The sequence below is a fragment of the Burkholderia gladioli genome (assembly GCF_000959725.1).
Classification (GTDB): domain Bacteria; phylum Pseudomonadota; class Gammaproteobacteria; order Burkholderiales; family Burkholderiaceae; genus Burkholderia; species Burkholderia gladioli.
The window spans coordinates 2,542,832-2,557,663 of sequence record NZ_CP009322.1 but is presented as its reverse complement, the minus strand read 5'-3'; the positions used below and the strand labels follow the sequence as shown (position 1 = coordinate 2,557,663).

Below are 14,832 nucleotides of genomic sequence, written 5' to 3'. Positions count from 1 at the left end.
TCCTATTTCCGCAGACGCGGGTTGAGGGCTTCGCGCACGCTGTCGCCCACCACGTTCATGCTGAACACCAGCGCGAGCAGCAGCAGGCCGGGCAGCACGCTGATCCAGTAGTTGCCGGCCAGCAGTTGCTGGAAGCCGTTGGCGATCAGCAGGCCGAGCGAGGGACGCGTGACGGGCAGGCCGATGCCGAGGAAGCTGAGGGTGGCCTCGGCCGAGATCGCCGAGGCCACCTGCACCAGGGCGATCACGATCACCGGCGGCAGGCAGTTCGGCAGCAGATGGCCGAACAGCATGCGGCGATGGCCTAGCCCGAGGCAGCGCGCGGCCTCCATGTATTCCTTGCGGCGCTCGACGGCGGCCACCGCGCGCACGGTGCGGGCGAAGTAGGCCCATTGCACCGTGACCAGCGCCAGCACCACCTTGTCGACGCCCTGGCCCAGCACGGCCAGCACCATCAGGGCCACCAGGATGGTCGGGAAGCCGAGCAGCAGGTCGACGGTGCGCATCACCAGCGCGTCGACGAAGCGGCCGAAGTAGGCCGCGCAGAGCCCCAGCGTGGTGCCCAGCGCCATCGCGAAGGCACCGGCCACCAGGCCCACGCCGAGGCTGATGCGCAGCCCGTACATCATGGCCGCCAACATGTCGCGGCCGAGCGCGTCGCTGCCGAGCAGGTAGAGATGCCCGCTCGCGCCGCGCGCGAGCGGCGGCAGCCGCGCATCGACCACGCTCAGTTGCGCCAGGTCGTAGGGGTTCTGCGGGGCGATCCAGGGCGCGAGCAGGGCGATCGCGACCAGGGCGGCCAGCACCAGCACCGCGGCGGCGTTGCCGGGCGAGCCCGCCAGCCGGCGCGCGACGCGGCCGAGCGCGGTATGCGGGTCGAGGCGCGGCAGCCGGCGCGCGCGCGGGTTCGACGGCGTAAGGCGGCTCATGCGGGCGCTCATGCCGCCTCCAGCCGCACGCGCGGATCGAGCAGGGACTGGATGATGTCGACGGCCAGGTTCAGCAGCGTAAACAGGCTCACCACGATCAGCAGGTAGGCGACGATCACCGGCCGGTCGAGCCGCGTGATGCTGTCGATGATCAGCTTGCCGACCCCGGGCCAGGCGAAGATCGTCTCGGTGACGGTGGCGAACGCGATCAGCGAGCCGAGCTCCATGCCCACCACGGTGACGATCGGGATCAGGATGTTCTTCAGCACGTGCACGCCGATCACGCGGCGCGCCGGCAGCCCCTTGGCGCGGGCGAACTTCACGTAGTCGAGCGGCAGCGTCTCGCGCACCCCGGCGCGCGTGAGCCGCGTGACCAGCGACATCTTGAACAGGGACAGGTTCAGCGCCGGCAGCAGCAGATGCAACAGGCCGTCGCGGGTGGCGAGGCTGGTATGGATGCCGAACCAGTCGCCCAGCGCGCCGCGGCCGGCCGAGGGCAGCCAGCCGAGCGTGACCGAGAACACCAGCACCAGCATGATGCCCTGCCAGAAGTTCGGCAGGCTGAAGCCGAGGATCGAGCCCGACATCACGCAGCGGTCGAAGCGCGAGCCGGCCCGCAGCCCCGCCAGCAGCCCGAGCGGCAGGCCGATGCCGAGCGCCAGCACCAGCGCGACGAAGCCCAGTTCGAGGGTGGCGGGCAGGCGCTCGAAGATCAGACGAATCGAGGGTTCGTCGAACACGAAGGAGCGGCCCAGGTCGCCATGCAGGGCGCGCGCCACGAAATGCAGGTATTGATGCCAGAGCGGCTGGTCCAGGCCCAGCGCGCGCGTGGCCTCGGCGATCTCGGCGGGGCTGGCGTCGGCCGGGACCAGGATCGCGATCGGGTCGCCGATCGCGTACACGCCGCAGAACACCAGCACCGACGTGAGCAGCAGCACGCCGGCGCTCTGGACGATGCGGCGGAGGATGAAAGCCGTCATTGCGTGTCGAACCTCGAATGTTGAGAATGCGAAGGCCGGTCCGTTCCCGGTGCCGGTCGTCGATGGGATGATTCGGCGTCAATATGGCGCTCGCAAGCCTATGCGCGATCGGCATACGTCTATGCAGAACCTGCGATGAACCTGAAACAGCTCGAAGCATTCGCGGCGGTATCGGCGCTGCACACCACCACGGCCGCCGCGCAGCGGCTCGGCCTGTCGCAGTCGGCGGTCAGCCGGCTGCTCGCCCAACTGGAGGAGGATCTCGGCCTGACCCTGTTCCAGCGCGAACAGGGGCGCCTCACGCCGACGCGCGAGGCCGAGGCGCTGGTGGGGGACGCGGGCGCGGTCCTCGATGCGGCGCGCTACCTGGAGCGGCACGCGCAGCAACTGAGGCTGGCCGGCACGCAGCGCAAGCTGGTGCGCGTGATGGTGCCGAACACGCTGGCGCAGTCGCTGCTGCCCGAGGTGCTGGGGCGCTTCTACGCCGAGCATGGCGAGGCGGTGCTGGAGGTGTTTTCCGGCACCTACGCGGCGGCCGAGGAGGCGCTGCGCAGCCGCGAGGTCGATCTGGCGATCGTGCGGCTGCCGAGCCCGATGCCGGGATTGACGGCGCTGCGCCGCTTCGACAGCGAGGCGGTCTGCGTGATGCCGGGCGATCACGCGCTGGCGGCGCTGGAGATGGTCGGTCCGCGCGATCTCGACGGCGTGCCGATGGTGCTGCTGTGGCGGCAGAGCCCGATGCGCCACAACGTCGACGCGGCCTTCCGCGAGGCCCGTATCAGCCAGGCCGTGGCGGCCGAGGTGCATTCGGTCAGCGTCGCCTGCGCGATGGCCCAGCGCGGCATCGGCGTGACCATCGTGAGCCGCCTGATCGCGAGCGCCTGTGCCGGCGAGGGGTTGGTGATGCGGCCGTTCCGCCCCGCGCAGGGTTTCAGCGTGGCGATCGCGGCGCTGGAGAGCGAGGCGCTCGGCGCGGTGGCGCGGGCTTTCGCCGAGCGGCTCGGCGACGCGCTCGAGGCGCTGGGGGCGGCGGCGCCGGGCAGTACCTCGCCGGCCTGAAGGCGCGCCGCCCGCCGGCTCAGGCGAAGACCGGCGCGGCCGGATCGATCAGCTTGTCGAGCGTGATCGGCAGCTCGCGCACGCGCTGCCCGGTGGCGTGATGCACCGCGTTCGCCACCGCCGCCGCCAGCCCCGTGATGCCGATCTCGCCCACCCCGCGCGCGCCGAATTCGTTCAAGGCCAGGTCCGGGTGATCGAGGAAGATCACCTCGATCTCGGGCTGGTCGGCATGCACCGGCACCGTGTATTCGGCGTAGTTGTTGTTGCCGGGCAGGCCGGTGCGCGGATCGTATTCGGTGGCCTCGAGCAGCGCCATGCCGATGCCCATCACGATCGCGCCTTCCACCTGGTTGCGCGCCGTCAGCGGGTTCATCACGCGGCCCACGTCGATCGCGCTGACCACGCGCGCCACCCGCAGGTGCGAGATGCCCGGGTCCCAGCGTACCTCCACGAAATGCACGCCGAAGGAGCGGAACGAGAACTTGCCGGCCGGCCCCGCCGAGGTGCTGGAGAAACCTTCCGCGTTGGCCAGGCGCCGCGACTTGAGCAGCGCGTCGAAGGCGACGCGGCGCTTGCCGTCGCTCAGCTCGCCCTGCTCGAAGCGCAGCGCCTCGGGCTTGGCGCCGGCGAACGGCGCGCCCTCGGCCACGGCAATCTGCTTGAGCTGGGCGATCGCGTTGCGGGTGGCTTCGGCGATCGCCGGCGAGACGCTCGCGGTGGCCCAGGAGCCGCCCGACATCGGCGCGGCGGGGAACGCGGAACTGCCGAGCCGCACCTGGATCCGCTCGATCGGCAGGCCGCTCAGCTCCGAGACGATCTGCGCGGCAATCGTGTAGGTGCCGGTGCCGATGTCCTGGATCGCGCAGGTGACCAGCGCGCTACCGTCGCTGCCCAGCTGCACGCGCGCCTCGGCCGGCGTGCGGTAGGCCTCCCAGTTGCAGGCGGCCATGCCATAGCCGATCCGCTCGCGCCCCTCGCGCATCGAGCCGGCTGCCGGGTTGCGGCGTGCCCAGCCGAAGCGCTCGGCGGCCGTGTTGATCGCCTCCGGCAGGTGGTTGCTCGACCAGGGCAGCCCGGCCGCCTCGTCCTGGGTCGAGAGGTTGGCCAGGCGGAACGCGAGCGGGTCCTGGCCGGCGGCCAGCGCCAGCTCGTCGATCGCCGATTCCAGCGCGAACAGGCCCGGCGCCGCGCCGGGCGCGCGCATCGAGGTGGCGCAGCCGTGGTTGACGCGCGTGGTCTGGTGGCTCACCAGCACGTTCGGACAGGAATAGAGCACGCGCGAGACGCCGCCGCAGTTCTCGGTGAAGGAATCGGTCATGGCGGTGCTGTTGATCGACTCGTGGCGCAGCGAAGTGAGCTTGCCGCTGGCGTCGGCCGACAGGCGCAGCCGCTGCTTCGTCTCGGGGCGATGGCCGGTGGCCGTGAACATCTGCGCGCGCGGCACCAGCAGCTTGACGGGGCGGCCCACCGCCAGCGAGGCGGCGCTGGCCGCCACCGAATGCGGCCACATGAACAGCTTGCCGCCGAAACCCGAGCCGATGAAGGGCGCCTCCACGGTGACCTGCTCGGGCGTCAGCCCGAACACGCTGGCCAGCGTGTTGCGATGCACGGTCACGCCCTGCGAGGCCTCGTAGACATGCAGGCGGCCGTCTTCCCAACTGGCCACGGTGGCGTGCAGCTCCATCGGGTTGTGGGTCTCGACGGGCGTGCGATAGGTGAGGTCGACCCGGTAGGCGGCGGCCTCGAAGGCGGGTTCCGGCTCGCCGCGAGCATGGCCGCGGCCGCCGTCGTGCGTGCCGTTGCGCGCGAGGCCCTGGTCGAGCGTGGCCACCGCCGGCTGCTGGGCATAACTCACCGCCACGCGCATCGCGGCCTCGCGCGCATGCTCGAAGGTATCGGCGATCACCAGCGCCACGAACTGGCCGGCGTAGTTGACGGTGGCGTCCTCGAAGGGCAGCCGCGATTCGTCGGTGATGGTGGCGCGCAGGATGGTCGGGATCGCGATCGGGCTTTTCTTCGGGCGATACAGGCGCGGCACATGCTCGTGATGGAGGATGTCGATCACGCCCGGCACGCGCCGCGCCTCGCGCGTGTCGATGTGCTGGATGCGGCCGCTGGCGATGGTGCTGAACACGCCATAGGCGTGCACCATGCCGGCGGGATGCTGGTCGGCCGCGTAGCGCGCGGCGCCGGTCAGTTTCAGGCGCCCATCGACGCGCTTGACCGGCTGGCCCACGAGGGTCTCGCTCATGCGGGGCTCCGGGAGGAAAGGGGGAATCGGTTCGAGGTGGGCATGGCGCGCTCAGGCGGTGAGGGTCTGCAGGTTGCGCACCACGGCCTGCTGGCCGAGCGCGATCTTGAAGCCGTTCTGGCCGTAGGAGCGCGCGCCTTCCAGCGCCAGCGCGGCGGCCCGCGCGAAGCTGTCGAGCGTGGCCGGCTGGCCGGCCAGCGAAGCCTCGGCGGCATGCGCGCGCCAGGGCCGGGTGCCGACCCCGCCCAGCGCGAGCCGGGCGCGCTCGATGGTGCCGCCGTTCATCACCACGATCGCCGCGCAGGATGCCAGCGCGAACTGGTAGGAGGCGCGGTCGCGCAGCTTCAGGTAGGCGCCGCGGCCGCCGGCCAGCGGCGCGTCGAGCGTGAGGTGGGTGATCAGCTCGCCGTCCTCCAGCGCGTGCTCGCGCCAGGGCGTGGCGCCGGGCAGCAGGTGGAAATCGAGGAAGTCGATTTCGCGCTCGCCTTGCGGGCCGCGCACGTGGACTTGCGCGCCGATCGCGGCGATCGCCACGCACATGTCGGACGGATGCGCGGCGATGCAATGCTCGCTGCCGCCCAGCACCGCGTGGACGTTGCGGTTCAGCCCGCCGATCGCGGCGCAGCCCGAGCCGGGCTCGCGCTTGTTGCAGGGCGAGACGCCGTCGCGGAAGTAGCCGCAGCGCACGCGCTGCATCACGTTGCCGGCGGTGGTCGCCTTGTTGCGCAGCTGGGTGCTCGCGCCCGACAGCAGCGCCTGCGACAGCACCGGGTAGGCCTGGCGGATCCGCTCGTCGCGCGCCAGCTCGGTGTTGCTCAACATCGCGCCGATCCGCATGCGCCCGTCGGGCAGCGCCTCGATGCGGTCGAGCGCGAGCTTGTGGATGTCCACCACGCGCGCCGGGCGCATCACGTCGAGCTTCATCAGGTCGAGCAGGGTGGTGCCGCCCGCCAGGTAGACGGTCTGTTCCTGCGCGCGGGCGGCGATCGCATTGGCGACCGAGTCGGCGCGGACGTAGTCGAAGTTGCGCATCAGATCTGCCTCCCGCCCTTGGCGCGGGCGTCCTGGATCGCCGCCACGATGTTGCGGTAGGCGCCGCAGCGGCAGATGTTGCCGCTCATCGCCTCGCGCAGCGAATGGTCGTCGGCGGGGATCCGCGCGTCGCGCAGCACCGCCACCGCGCTCATCATCTGGCCGGCCGTGCAATAGCCGCACTGGTAGGCGTCGTGTTCCCAGAAGGCCTGCTGGACCGGATGCAGGCGTCCGTCGCGCTCCAGCCCCTCGACGGTGGTCACCTCGTCGCCCTCGTGCATCAGCGCGAGCGACAGGCAGGAATTCACCGACACGCCGTTCACGTGCACCGTGCAGGCGCCGCATTGGCCGTGGTCGCAGCCCTTCTTGGTGCCGGTCAGTTGCAGGGAGTCGCGCAGCACGTCGAGCAGGATCGCGTTCGGCGCCACGTGCAGCTCGCGCGCCACGCCGTTCACGCTGAAGCGCAGGTTCGGCGCGTTCGTCTCGGAGGGGGCGGCTGCGGGCGCGGGCGTCTCGATGGCCGGCTGGGGCTCGGCGGCGGCCGCGCTGGCGAGCCAGCCGCCGCTGCCGACGGTGGCCACGCCGGAGGCGCCGGCCTGCAGGAAGCGGCGGCGCGAGATGGCGGGGCGCTCGGGGACGCCGGCGCCGGCCGGGGCGGCGGCGTTGCCGGGGTCGTGGGCGGTCGGTCGGGAGTCGGTGGTCATGGGCGGATTACCGTATCGAGGCGTATTGAGGGGAGCGGGGGCGCGCACGACGGATCGCGCGCGATGCTCATTAAACCGCCTTTGGCGGCCTCGCGACCGTCCCGATTTGCTTCAAGCCTCGTAGAGGAAAACTCATCAATGCGTGCCGGCGCGATCGACGATCATGGACGCTTTCCACCGCAGCGCGGGCCGACGGCTGCCGGGCTTGCCGCGACGGGCTCGACGAGTCCTGCGTGGATGCGGCGCCATATGTGCGCGTATATTGCGTGCGCGGGCGGACGGCATGGGGTGCCGCCTCGCGCGACGCGTTCGGCAAACGGCGTGCCCGCCTCACCGCGTCTCGCTCGAGGAGTTCGCGGCCGACGGCGAGGCGACGACCCCACGAGGCGGCGGAGGTGACGGAGGTGGCGGAGGTGGCGGAGGTGGCGGAGGTGGCGGCGCGCACGCGCCGGGCAAGCCGGCGGCGCGCCGCATGGCGCAATTGGACGGGTTGCCGTCGCTTCGCGGCAAAAGTCAAAAATCGGCGATTCCGTTAGTCCGGCATGAGGCGCGTTGCCGGCACGGCCGGCGTTCGCGGCTCGCCCAGGCCGCCGTTCCGTCCGATTCCTCGATGCCGACCATGTCCCGAACCCTCACGATCCGCGGCGGGCTCGCCGCCACGATTGCCGGTTGTACCGCGCTGCTGATGCTGGTGATCGCGGCGGCCGCGTTCTCGCTCGTCAAGAGCAATGGCGCGCTCGACGCGATGTACCGCGACGACACCGCCTCGGTGGTGCACCTCAAGACCAGCTCCGAGCGCATGCTGATGCTGCGCGTGGGCCTGGGCAACGTCGAGCAGATCATCAGCGCGGGCAAGCCGGCCGGCGACGAAATCCGCCGCCTGCATGCGCTGCTCGACGAGAGCAATCGCGAGCTCGACGCCTATCGCGCCCTGCACGCGCCCGACGCGGCCGAGAAGACCTTGCTGGACACCATGCTGGCCCGGCGCGACCGGCTGCTGTCGCAGGCCTTCGCCAAGGGCCTCAAGCAGCTCGACAGCGACAACCTGGTCGATTTCCTCGGCACCCAGCGCGACATGCCCAGCGCCTGGTTCGACGAGTACCAGCAGGCGCTCACCGCGCTCGAGGCCTTCCAGGTCGAGCGCCAGCGCGCCCGCTTCGAGCAGGCCGCGCGGCGCTTCGACATGACGCTGGCGGGTTTCGGCATCGCCGCGCTGGTGGCGCTGGTGGCCGGCTTCATCGCGCATCGCGGCCTGGCGCGCGCGATCGTCGGGCCGATCGACGCGGCCGTGGGCCACTTCGCCAGGATCGCGGCGGGCGACCTGACCGGGCGCATCGAGATCGGCCGGGGCAACGAGATGGACCGGCTGCTGGCCGCGCTCGACGAGATGCGCGGCCACGTGGCCGGGGTGGTCGGCAAGGTGCGCGAGGGCACCGACGCGATCCGGCTCGACGCGCGCGACATCGCCGGCGGCAATCGCGACCTGTCGGCGCGCGCGGGCCAGCAGGCCTCCTCGCTGCAGCAGGCCGCGGCCAGCATGGAACAGTTGACGGCGACGGTGCGCCAGAACGCCGACAACGCGCACGACGCCAGCGCGCTGGCCACGCGCGCCTCCGAGATCGCCACCCGTGGCGGCGAGGTGGTGCGCCGCGTGGTGCGCACCATGGACGCGATCGCCGACAGCTCGACGCGCATCGTCGGCATCGTCGGGGTGATCGAGAGCATCGCGTTCCAGACCAACATCCTCGCCCTCAACGCGGCGGTCGAGGCGGCCCGCGCCGGCGACCAGGGCCGCGGCTTCGCGGTGGTGGCCAGCGAGGTGCGCCAGCTCGCGCAGCGCTCGGCCGCGGCGGCCAAGGAGATCAAGGAGCTGATCTCGGCCTCCAGCACGAACGTCGGCGAGGGCAGCGCGCTGGTCGGCCAGGCCGGCGCGACCATGGACGAGATCCTCGGCGCGGTGCGCAGCGTCAACGCCATCATGGCCGACATCAGCCTGGCCTCGCGCGAGCAGTCGGCGGGTATCGAGCTGGTCAATGCCAGCGTGGTGCAGATGGAGGCGAGCACGGCCCACAACGCGGCCCTGGTCGAATCGGCCTCGGCCAGCTCGGCCTCGCTGGAGCGGCAGAGCGAGAGCCTGCACGCGGCCGTGTCGTGGTTCCGGGTGGTGGAGGGGGCGGCGGCCTGATCAGCTGCGCGGGCCGTCGCGCGGCTCGCGCAGGTAGTGGATATCCCATTCGGCCTCGTCGGTCCGCACGAAGCCGTGCCGCTGGTAGAAGCGGTTCGAGGCGCTGCCGCGCAGCGCGCCCACGCGGATCGGCGCGGCTTGCGCGTCGGCCTCGGCGAAGATCGCCGCCAGCACGGCCGCGCCGATGCCCCGGCCCTGCATGGCCGGCTCGATATAGAGGTGGTCGAGCAGCCAGGGCCGCGTCTGGCGACGCAGCAGCACGAAGCCGGCGCGCACGCCGTCGGCCTCGACGAAGCGGCAATCGGCCGGCGTGAAGCCGGCCAGGAAGCGCTCGCGCGCCCGCCGTGGATCGAAGCGGCCGAGCGCTTCCAGGCTCTCGCGCATCGCCGCGATGCGGATCGCCACCAGCGCCTCGGCGTCGTCCAGGGTGGTCGGGGAAAGATTCAGGATCACGGCCGATCGCCCCCCTTCATTGCTGCGCCTCGGCATACTCGCGCGCCTGCCCCAGCAGCCATTCGCGGAACGCCTCCAGCGGCTTGCTGTGGCTCAGCTCGGTCGGGTAGACGAGGTAATAGGCCGCGTCGTCGCGCATCGCCTCGCGCGCGGCGGCCGGCACCGCGTAGGGCACCACCACGCCCAGCTGCGCCTCGCGCCCGTCGACGAAGAACTTCGGCACCAGCGCGATACCGAGCCCGGCCGCCGCCGCGCTGATCAGCATGGTGTGCAGCTCGTAGCGATCGCCCTGCATGGTGCCGTGGTCCTCCACGCCGAGCGCGCCGAACCAGCGCGACCAGCCGTCGGGCCGCGTGGTGGAGTGCAGCAGCGGATAGGCCAGCAGCTCGTGCGGCTTGCGCGCCGCCTTCCCCAGCAGCGCCGGCGCGCACACCGGCACCACCTCCTCGCCGAACAGGTAGTCGGCCGCGGCGCCGGGCCAGGTCGGCTTGCCGTAATGGATGGCGGCCTCGAAGTGCGATTCCTCGAAGGAGAAGATGCCGGTGCGCGCGCCCATGTTGACCCGCACCTCGGGACATCGCGCGTAGAAATCCTTCAGGCGCGGGATCAGCCACTGCGAGGCGAAGGTCGGCAGCACCGCCAGCTCCAGGTAGCTGCCGCCGCTGCCATGCGCGATGATCGACAGCGTGTCGCGGTCGAGGTTCTCCAGCGCGCGCCGCACCTGGGTGCTGTAGAGCCGGCCCGCGCGCGTGAGCACCACGCGCTGCTTGGCGCGCACGAACAGGCGCACGCCGAGGCTGGCCTCCAGCGTCGCGATCTGCCGCGAGATCGCGCTTTCCGTCAGGAACAGCTCGCGCGCCGCGTAGGTGAAGCTCTGGTGGCGGGCCGCCGCCTCGAAGGCCAGCAGCGCGCCCATGTTCGGGATCTTGAATTTGCGCATGTTGATTCCGAAAACGCATCAAGTGGCAATTTTATCTCGCTTTACGCCGGCCGCGGCCATTTCGAATAATGCGTCCGGAGCAAGCCAGCCCATGACGCACCCGCGCGGCGAGGCCGTGCCCCCAGATACTCCGACGAGATCCCCGATGCGCAATTCGAACCTGCAAGCCCTGTTGACCACCCTGCTCGGCGAGCAGAAGACCGACGCCCTGTTCGCCACGCTGAACCTGCCGCCGCTGCTGGCGGACTGGGAAGCCGGCACGGTCACGCGCGCCGAGCTGGCGCAGGCGATGAACATGGCGCTGTTCGAGGACCTGCTGGCGCGCTCGCCGAACGGTCGCGACTACACGCGCGAGGCGATCGCGGCCGGCGGCTCGGTGTTCTTCGACCATGGCGCGCTGCGCACCGTGCGCTGGAGCGAGACCGGCGCGCTGCCGCCGGGCGAGGCCGCCTTCGCGCGGATCCTGCGCCCGCTGGGCTTCCGCCTGAACGGCCGCTACCCGCTCGACAAGCTCGGCATGACCGGCCGCGCCTACGCCCACGAGGATGCGCCCGACGACATCGCGCAGTTCTTCGTCAGCGAACTGCATCCCGAGCGCTTCTCGACCGAATTCCAGCAGGCGGTCAGCCGCGTGCTGCGCACCTCGCGCGACCCGCTCACGCCCGAGGCGCTCGGCCTGCTCTGGGAGCTGGAACGCGACGGCACGCTGCCGCTCGAGGCCGCGCACCGGCTGCTGCCGGCGATCGTCGGTGCCTTCGCGCGCCAGCACGAGGTGCCGAGCGTCGACGACTACGAACTGATGCTGGCCGAATCGGCCGAGATGGCCTGGATCGCCACCGAGGGCAATGCCTTCAACCACGCCACCGACCGCGTCGCCGACGTGTTCGCGCTGGCCGAGGCCGAGAAGGCCAAGGGCCGGCCCATGAAGCCGGAAGTCGAGCGCTCGCGCTCGGGCCGGGTGTTCCAGACCGCCTATCGCGCCGACATCGTGGAGCGCCAGTTCCGCACCGCCGAGGGGCGCGTCATCTCGCGCAGCGTGCCGGGCTCGTTCTACGAATTCATCACGCGCAAGCGCGAGTTCGACCGCGCGACGCACCAATGGAAGCTCGACCTGCGTTTCGACGCCGGCAACGCCCAGGGCATCTTCAAGATGACCGCCAGCGCGGGCTGCTGAGCCGGCCGCGCGGCCCGGCGCGCCTTGCCGTGCCGGGCTTGATGAGCAAAGCGCAAGAGGTGGTGCGTGGAAGTCGTTTGATCCGCCGTTTTCGGCTGCCGACAATCGGCGCGCCCGCCGGGCCGCGCCGGCCACCATCGACCCATGTTCCGCCGGCACGCCTCGGGCGTGCCGGGCCCAAGCAGGAAGACCCCGACTCACCGGCAGCACCCGCAAGTCCGCCGCCGAGACTGCGCCCCGGCGCCCCGGCGCCCCGGCGGCGCCCCCGATTCCCGTTCCCGAAGGAAGCGTCCCATGAGATTCCCGCCGAGATTCGCCCGCCGCGCCGTGCTGTCCGCCCTCGTGCTCGCCTGTGCCGCGGGCGCTTCCGGGGCCGCGCTGGCGCAGGAAATCGTCAAGATCGGCGTGGCCAGCCCGCTGACCGGCAGCGCCGCCGCCTACGGCAAGGACATCGAGAGCGGCGTGCGGATGGCGGTGGACGAGGCCAATGCCGGGCACCCGATGATCGGCGGCAAGCCGGTGAAGTTCGTGGTCGATTCGCAGGACGACCAGGGCGACCCGCGCGTTGGCGTGCAGGTCGCCCAGCAACTGGTGGACGATCACGTGGCCGCGGTGGTGGGCCACTTCAACTCCGGCACCACGCTGCCGGCCTCGAAGATCTACGCGAAGGCCGGCATTCCGATGCTCACGCCCGCCGCCACCAATCCCGACATCACGCGCGCCGGGCTCGACACCGTCTATCGCGTGATCGCCAACGACATCCAGAACGCCGGCAACGCGGGCGAATACGCCGCCGTCGTCACCAAGGCAAAACGCATCGCGATCATCGACGATCGCACCGCCTTCGGCCAGGGCGAGGCCGACCAGTTCGAGAAGGCCGTCAAGGCCAACGGCGGCACGGTGGTGACGCGCGAATTCGTGTCGGACAAGGCGGTCGACTTCAGCGCCCAGCTTACCCGCATCAAGAGCACCAATGCCGACCTGGTGTTCTTCGGCGGGCTCGACGCGCAGGCCGCGATGCTGGTCAAGCGGATGCGCCAGCTCGGCATGCGCGCGCAGTTCCTGGCCGGCGGCGGCGTGATGAACGCGAACTTCATCAAGCTGGCGGGCCCGGCCGGCGAGGGCGCCTCGGTCTGGGAATACGGCCAGCCGCTCGAGCGCCTCGCGCGCGGCAAGACCTTCGCGACCGACTTCCGCCGCAAGTACGGCGTGGACATGCTGGCCTACGCGCCGTTCGCCTACGACGCCGCCTGGATCGCGATCCGCGCCATGCAGAAGGCCAACAGCACCGCGCCGGCGGTCTACAACGCGGCGCTCAAGAGCACCCGCTACGACGGCATCACCGGCACCATCGCCTTCATGCCGAACGGCGACCTGAAGCAGCCCAGCTCGACGCTCTACGAAGTGAAGCGCGCGGCCTGGGTACCCGTCACCACGCGCCAGAGCGTCGAATGACGCTGCTGGCCGATGACGATCCGGTGCGCCGCATGGCGCGCCTCGGTCCGAGGCGCGGCGGGCGCCGGCGGCTCGGCGACCATCGCGTCGAGGGGCCGCCGCGCCCGCGGCGACGCGGCCCCATGAATCCCTTTTCCGCATTCCCCAATCCAGAGGTGGCAACGTGAACGCAGCAAGCATCCTTTCCGAACTCGGTATCGACCATCTCGTCCAGGGCGGCGAACTCGCCGTGCATTCGCCGATCGACGGCCAGCTGATCGCCCGCGTGGCGACCCAGGGCGAGGCCGAGGTCGACGCGGCCCTGGTCGCCGCCCAGCAGGCCTTCCTGGCCTGGCGCGAAGTACCGGCGCCGCGTCGCGGCGAGCTGGTGCGGATCCTCGGCAACAAGCTGCGCGAGAAGAAGCAGGCGCTCGGCGCGCTGATCACGCTGGAGGCCGGCAAGATCCTGCAGGAAGGGCTGGGCGAGGTGCAGGAGATGATCGACATCTGCGATTTCGCGGTCGGCCTGTCGCGCCAGCTCTACGGCTTGACGATCGCCTCGGAGCGCCCCGGCCACCGGATGGCCGAGACCTGGCATCCGCTGGGCGTGTGCACGGTGATCTCGGCCTTCAACTTCCCGGCCGCGGTGTGGTCCTGGAACGCGGCGCTGGCGCTGGTGTGCGGCAACGCGGTGATCTGGAAGCCTTCCGAGAAGACCCCGCTCACCGCGCTGGCCACCCACCAGATCCTGCTCGAGGCGCTGCGCGAATTCGGCGACGCGCCGGCCGGCCTGGCCGCCGTGATCAACGGCGGCCGCGAGATCGGCGCCAAGCTGGTGGCCGATCCGCGCTCGAACATCGTCAGCGCCACCGGCAGCACCGAGATGGGTCGCACGGTCGGCGTCGAGGTGGCGCGCCGCTTCGGCCGCTCGCTGCTGGAGCTGGGCGGCAACAACGCCGGCATCGTCTCGAACACCGCCAACATGGAGCTCGCGCTGCGCGGCATCCTGTTCTCGGCGGTCGGCACCGCGGGCCAGCGCTGCACCACGCTGCGCCGCCTGTTCGTGCACGAGAGCATCTACGACGAGACCGTCGAGAAGCTCAAGACGCTGTACGCCAAGGTGCGCATCGGCAACCCGCTGGAAGCCGGCACCCTGATGGGCCCGCTGATCGACAGCCGCTCCTTCGACCGCATGCAGTCGGCGCTGGAGCAGGCGCGCCGGGAAGGCGGCAAGGTCACCGGCGGCGAGCGCCACGCGGTGGCGGGCAGCGAGGGCGGCTTCTACGTGCGCCCGGCGATCGTCGAGATGCCCGCGCAGACGGCCGTGGTGCTGACCGAAACCTTCGCGCCGATCCTCTACGTGCTGAAGTACCAGCGCTTCGAGGACGCGATCGCGGCCAACAACGCCGCCTCGCACGGCCTGTCGTCCTGCGTGTTCACCACCGACATGCGCGAGAGCGAGCGCTTCCTGTCCTCGGCCGGCAGCGATTGCGGCATCGCCAACGTCAATATCGGGCCGAGCGGCGCCGAGATCGGCGGCGCCTTCGGCGGCGAGAAGGAAACCGGCGGCGGCCGCGAGTCGGGCTCGGATGCGTGGAAGGCCTACATGCGCCGCGCCACCAACACCGTCAACTACTCGTCGGCGCTGCCGCTCGCGCAGGGCATCGACTTCAACATCGGCTGAACGGAGC

At 71.2% G+C, this 14,832-nt stretch carries 13 protein-coding genes; 6 read left to right on the top strand and 7 right to left on the bottom strand.

The window, feature by feature from the left end:
- Positions 1–2 precede the first annotated feature (2 nt).
- Positions 3–929 (bottom strand): ABC transporter permease, encoded by a 927-nt coding sequence (locus BM43_RS11430; RefSeq protein WP_036032928.1) that lies wholly within the window; start codon positions 927–929, stop codon positions 3–5.
- Positions 930–937: 8 nt separating this feature from the next.
- Positions 938–1,909 (bottom strand): ABC transporter permease, encoded by a 972-nt coding sequence (locus BM43_RS11425; protein ID WP_036032903.1) that lies wholly within the window; start codon positions 1,907–1,909, stop codon positions 938–940.
- A gap of 135 nt (positions 1,910–2,044) precedes the next feature.
- On the opposite strand from BM43_RS11425, the gene BM43_RS11420 reads away from it, so the two are divergent.
- Entirely contained in the window at positions 2,045–2,968 is a 924-nt protein-coding gene (locus BM43_RS11420) for a LysR family transcriptional regulator (RefSeq protein ID WP_036055506.1), read from the top strand.
- Between the two features lie 19 nt (positions 2,969–2,987).
- Here the strand turns inward: BM43_RS11420 and BM43_RS11415 are convergent, their stop codons facing one another.
- The 3 genes from BM43_RS11415 to BM43_RS11405 are packed head-to-tail and all read right to left on the bottom strand — an operon-like array spanning position 2,988 to position 6,955.
- Positions 2,988–5,219 (bottom strand): xanthine dehydrogenase family protein molybdopterin-binding subunit, encoded by a 2,232-nt coding sequence (locus BM43_RS11415; protein WP_036055507.1) that lies wholly within the window; start codon positions 5,217–5,219, stop codon positions 2,988–2,990.
- Between the two features lie 51 nt (positions 5,220–5,270).
- Positions 5,271–6,251 (bottom strand): FAD binding domain-containing protein, encoded by a 981-nt coding sequence (locus tag BM43_RS11410; protein ID WP_017920413.1) that lies wholly within the window; start codon positions 6,249–6,251, stop codon positions 5,271–5,273.
- Positions 6,251–6,955: a (2Fe-2S)-binding protein gene (locus tag BM43_RS11405; protein WP_036055508.1), complete on the bottom strand. Its 705-nt coding sequence runs from the start codon at positions 6,953–6,955 to the stop codon at positions 6,251–6,253. Before BM43_RS11405 ends, BM43_RS11410 begins: the two co-directional genes overlap by 1 nt.
- Before the next feature lie 619 nt (positions 6,956–7,574).
- On the opposite strand from BM43_RS11405, the gene BM43_RS11400 reads away from it, so the two are divergent.
- Positions 7,575–9,140, top strand: coding sequence for a methyl-accepting chemotaxis protein (locus tag BM43_RS11400; RefSeq protein ID WP_036055509.1), 1,566 nt, complete (start codon positions 7,575–7,577; stop codon positions 9,138–9,140).
- Here BM43_RS11400 and BM43_RS11395 read toward each other — a convergent pair whose 3' ends face one another.
- On the bottom strand, positions 9,141–9,629 hold the full coding sequence (locus BM43_RS11395) for a GNAT family N-acetyltransferase (RefSeq protein WP_017919569.1): 489 nt from the start codon (positions 9,627–9,629) through the stop codon (positions 9,141–9,143).
- On the bottom strand, positions 9,610–10,533 hold the full coding sequence (locus tag BM43_RS11390) for a LysR substrate-binding domain-containing protein (RefSeq protein WP_036055510.1): 924 nt from the start codon (positions 10,531–10,533) through the stop codon (positions 9,610–9,612). Before BM43_RS11390 ends, BM43_RS11395 begins: the two co-directional genes overlap by 20 nt.
- A gap of 145 nt (positions 10,534–10,678) precedes the next feature.
- On the opposite strand from BM43_RS11390, the gene BM43_RS11385 reads away from it, so the two are divergent.
- The 4 genes from BM43_RS11385 (at position 10,679) to amaB (ending at position 14,825) form a co-directional block, all read left to right on the top strand.
- Entirely contained in the window at positions 10,679–11,707 is a 1,029-nt protein-coding gene (locus BM43_RS11385; RefSeq protein ID WP_036055511.1) for a DUF1338 domain-containing protein, read from the top strand.
- 294 nt (positions 11,708–12,001) lie between these two features.
- Positions 12,002–13,162: a branched-chain amino acid ABC transporter substrate-binding protein gene (locus BM43_RS11380; protein WP_036055512.1), complete on the top strand. Its 1,161-nt coding sequence runs from the start codon at positions 12,002–12,004 to the stop codon at positions 13,160–13,162.
- The gene (locus tag BM43_RS41325; RefSeq protein ID WP_155296503.1) at positions 13,159–13,329 is read left to right on the top strand and encodes a hypothetical protein; all 171 of its coding nucleotides are present in this window, start codon (positions 13,159–13,161) and stop codon (positions 13,327–13,329) included. Before BM43_RS11380 ends, BM43_RS41325 begins: the two co-directional genes overlap by 4 nt.
- Positions 13,326–14,825, top strand: coding sequence for an L-piperidine-6-carboxylate dehydrogenase (gene amaB, locus BM43_RS11375; protein WP_036055513.1), 1,500 nt, complete (start codon positions 13,326–13,328; stop codon positions 14,823–14,825). The genes BM43_RS41325 and amaB overlap by 4 nt, the downstream gene beginning before the upstream one ends.
- Positions 14,826–14,832 lie beyond the last annotated feature (7 nt).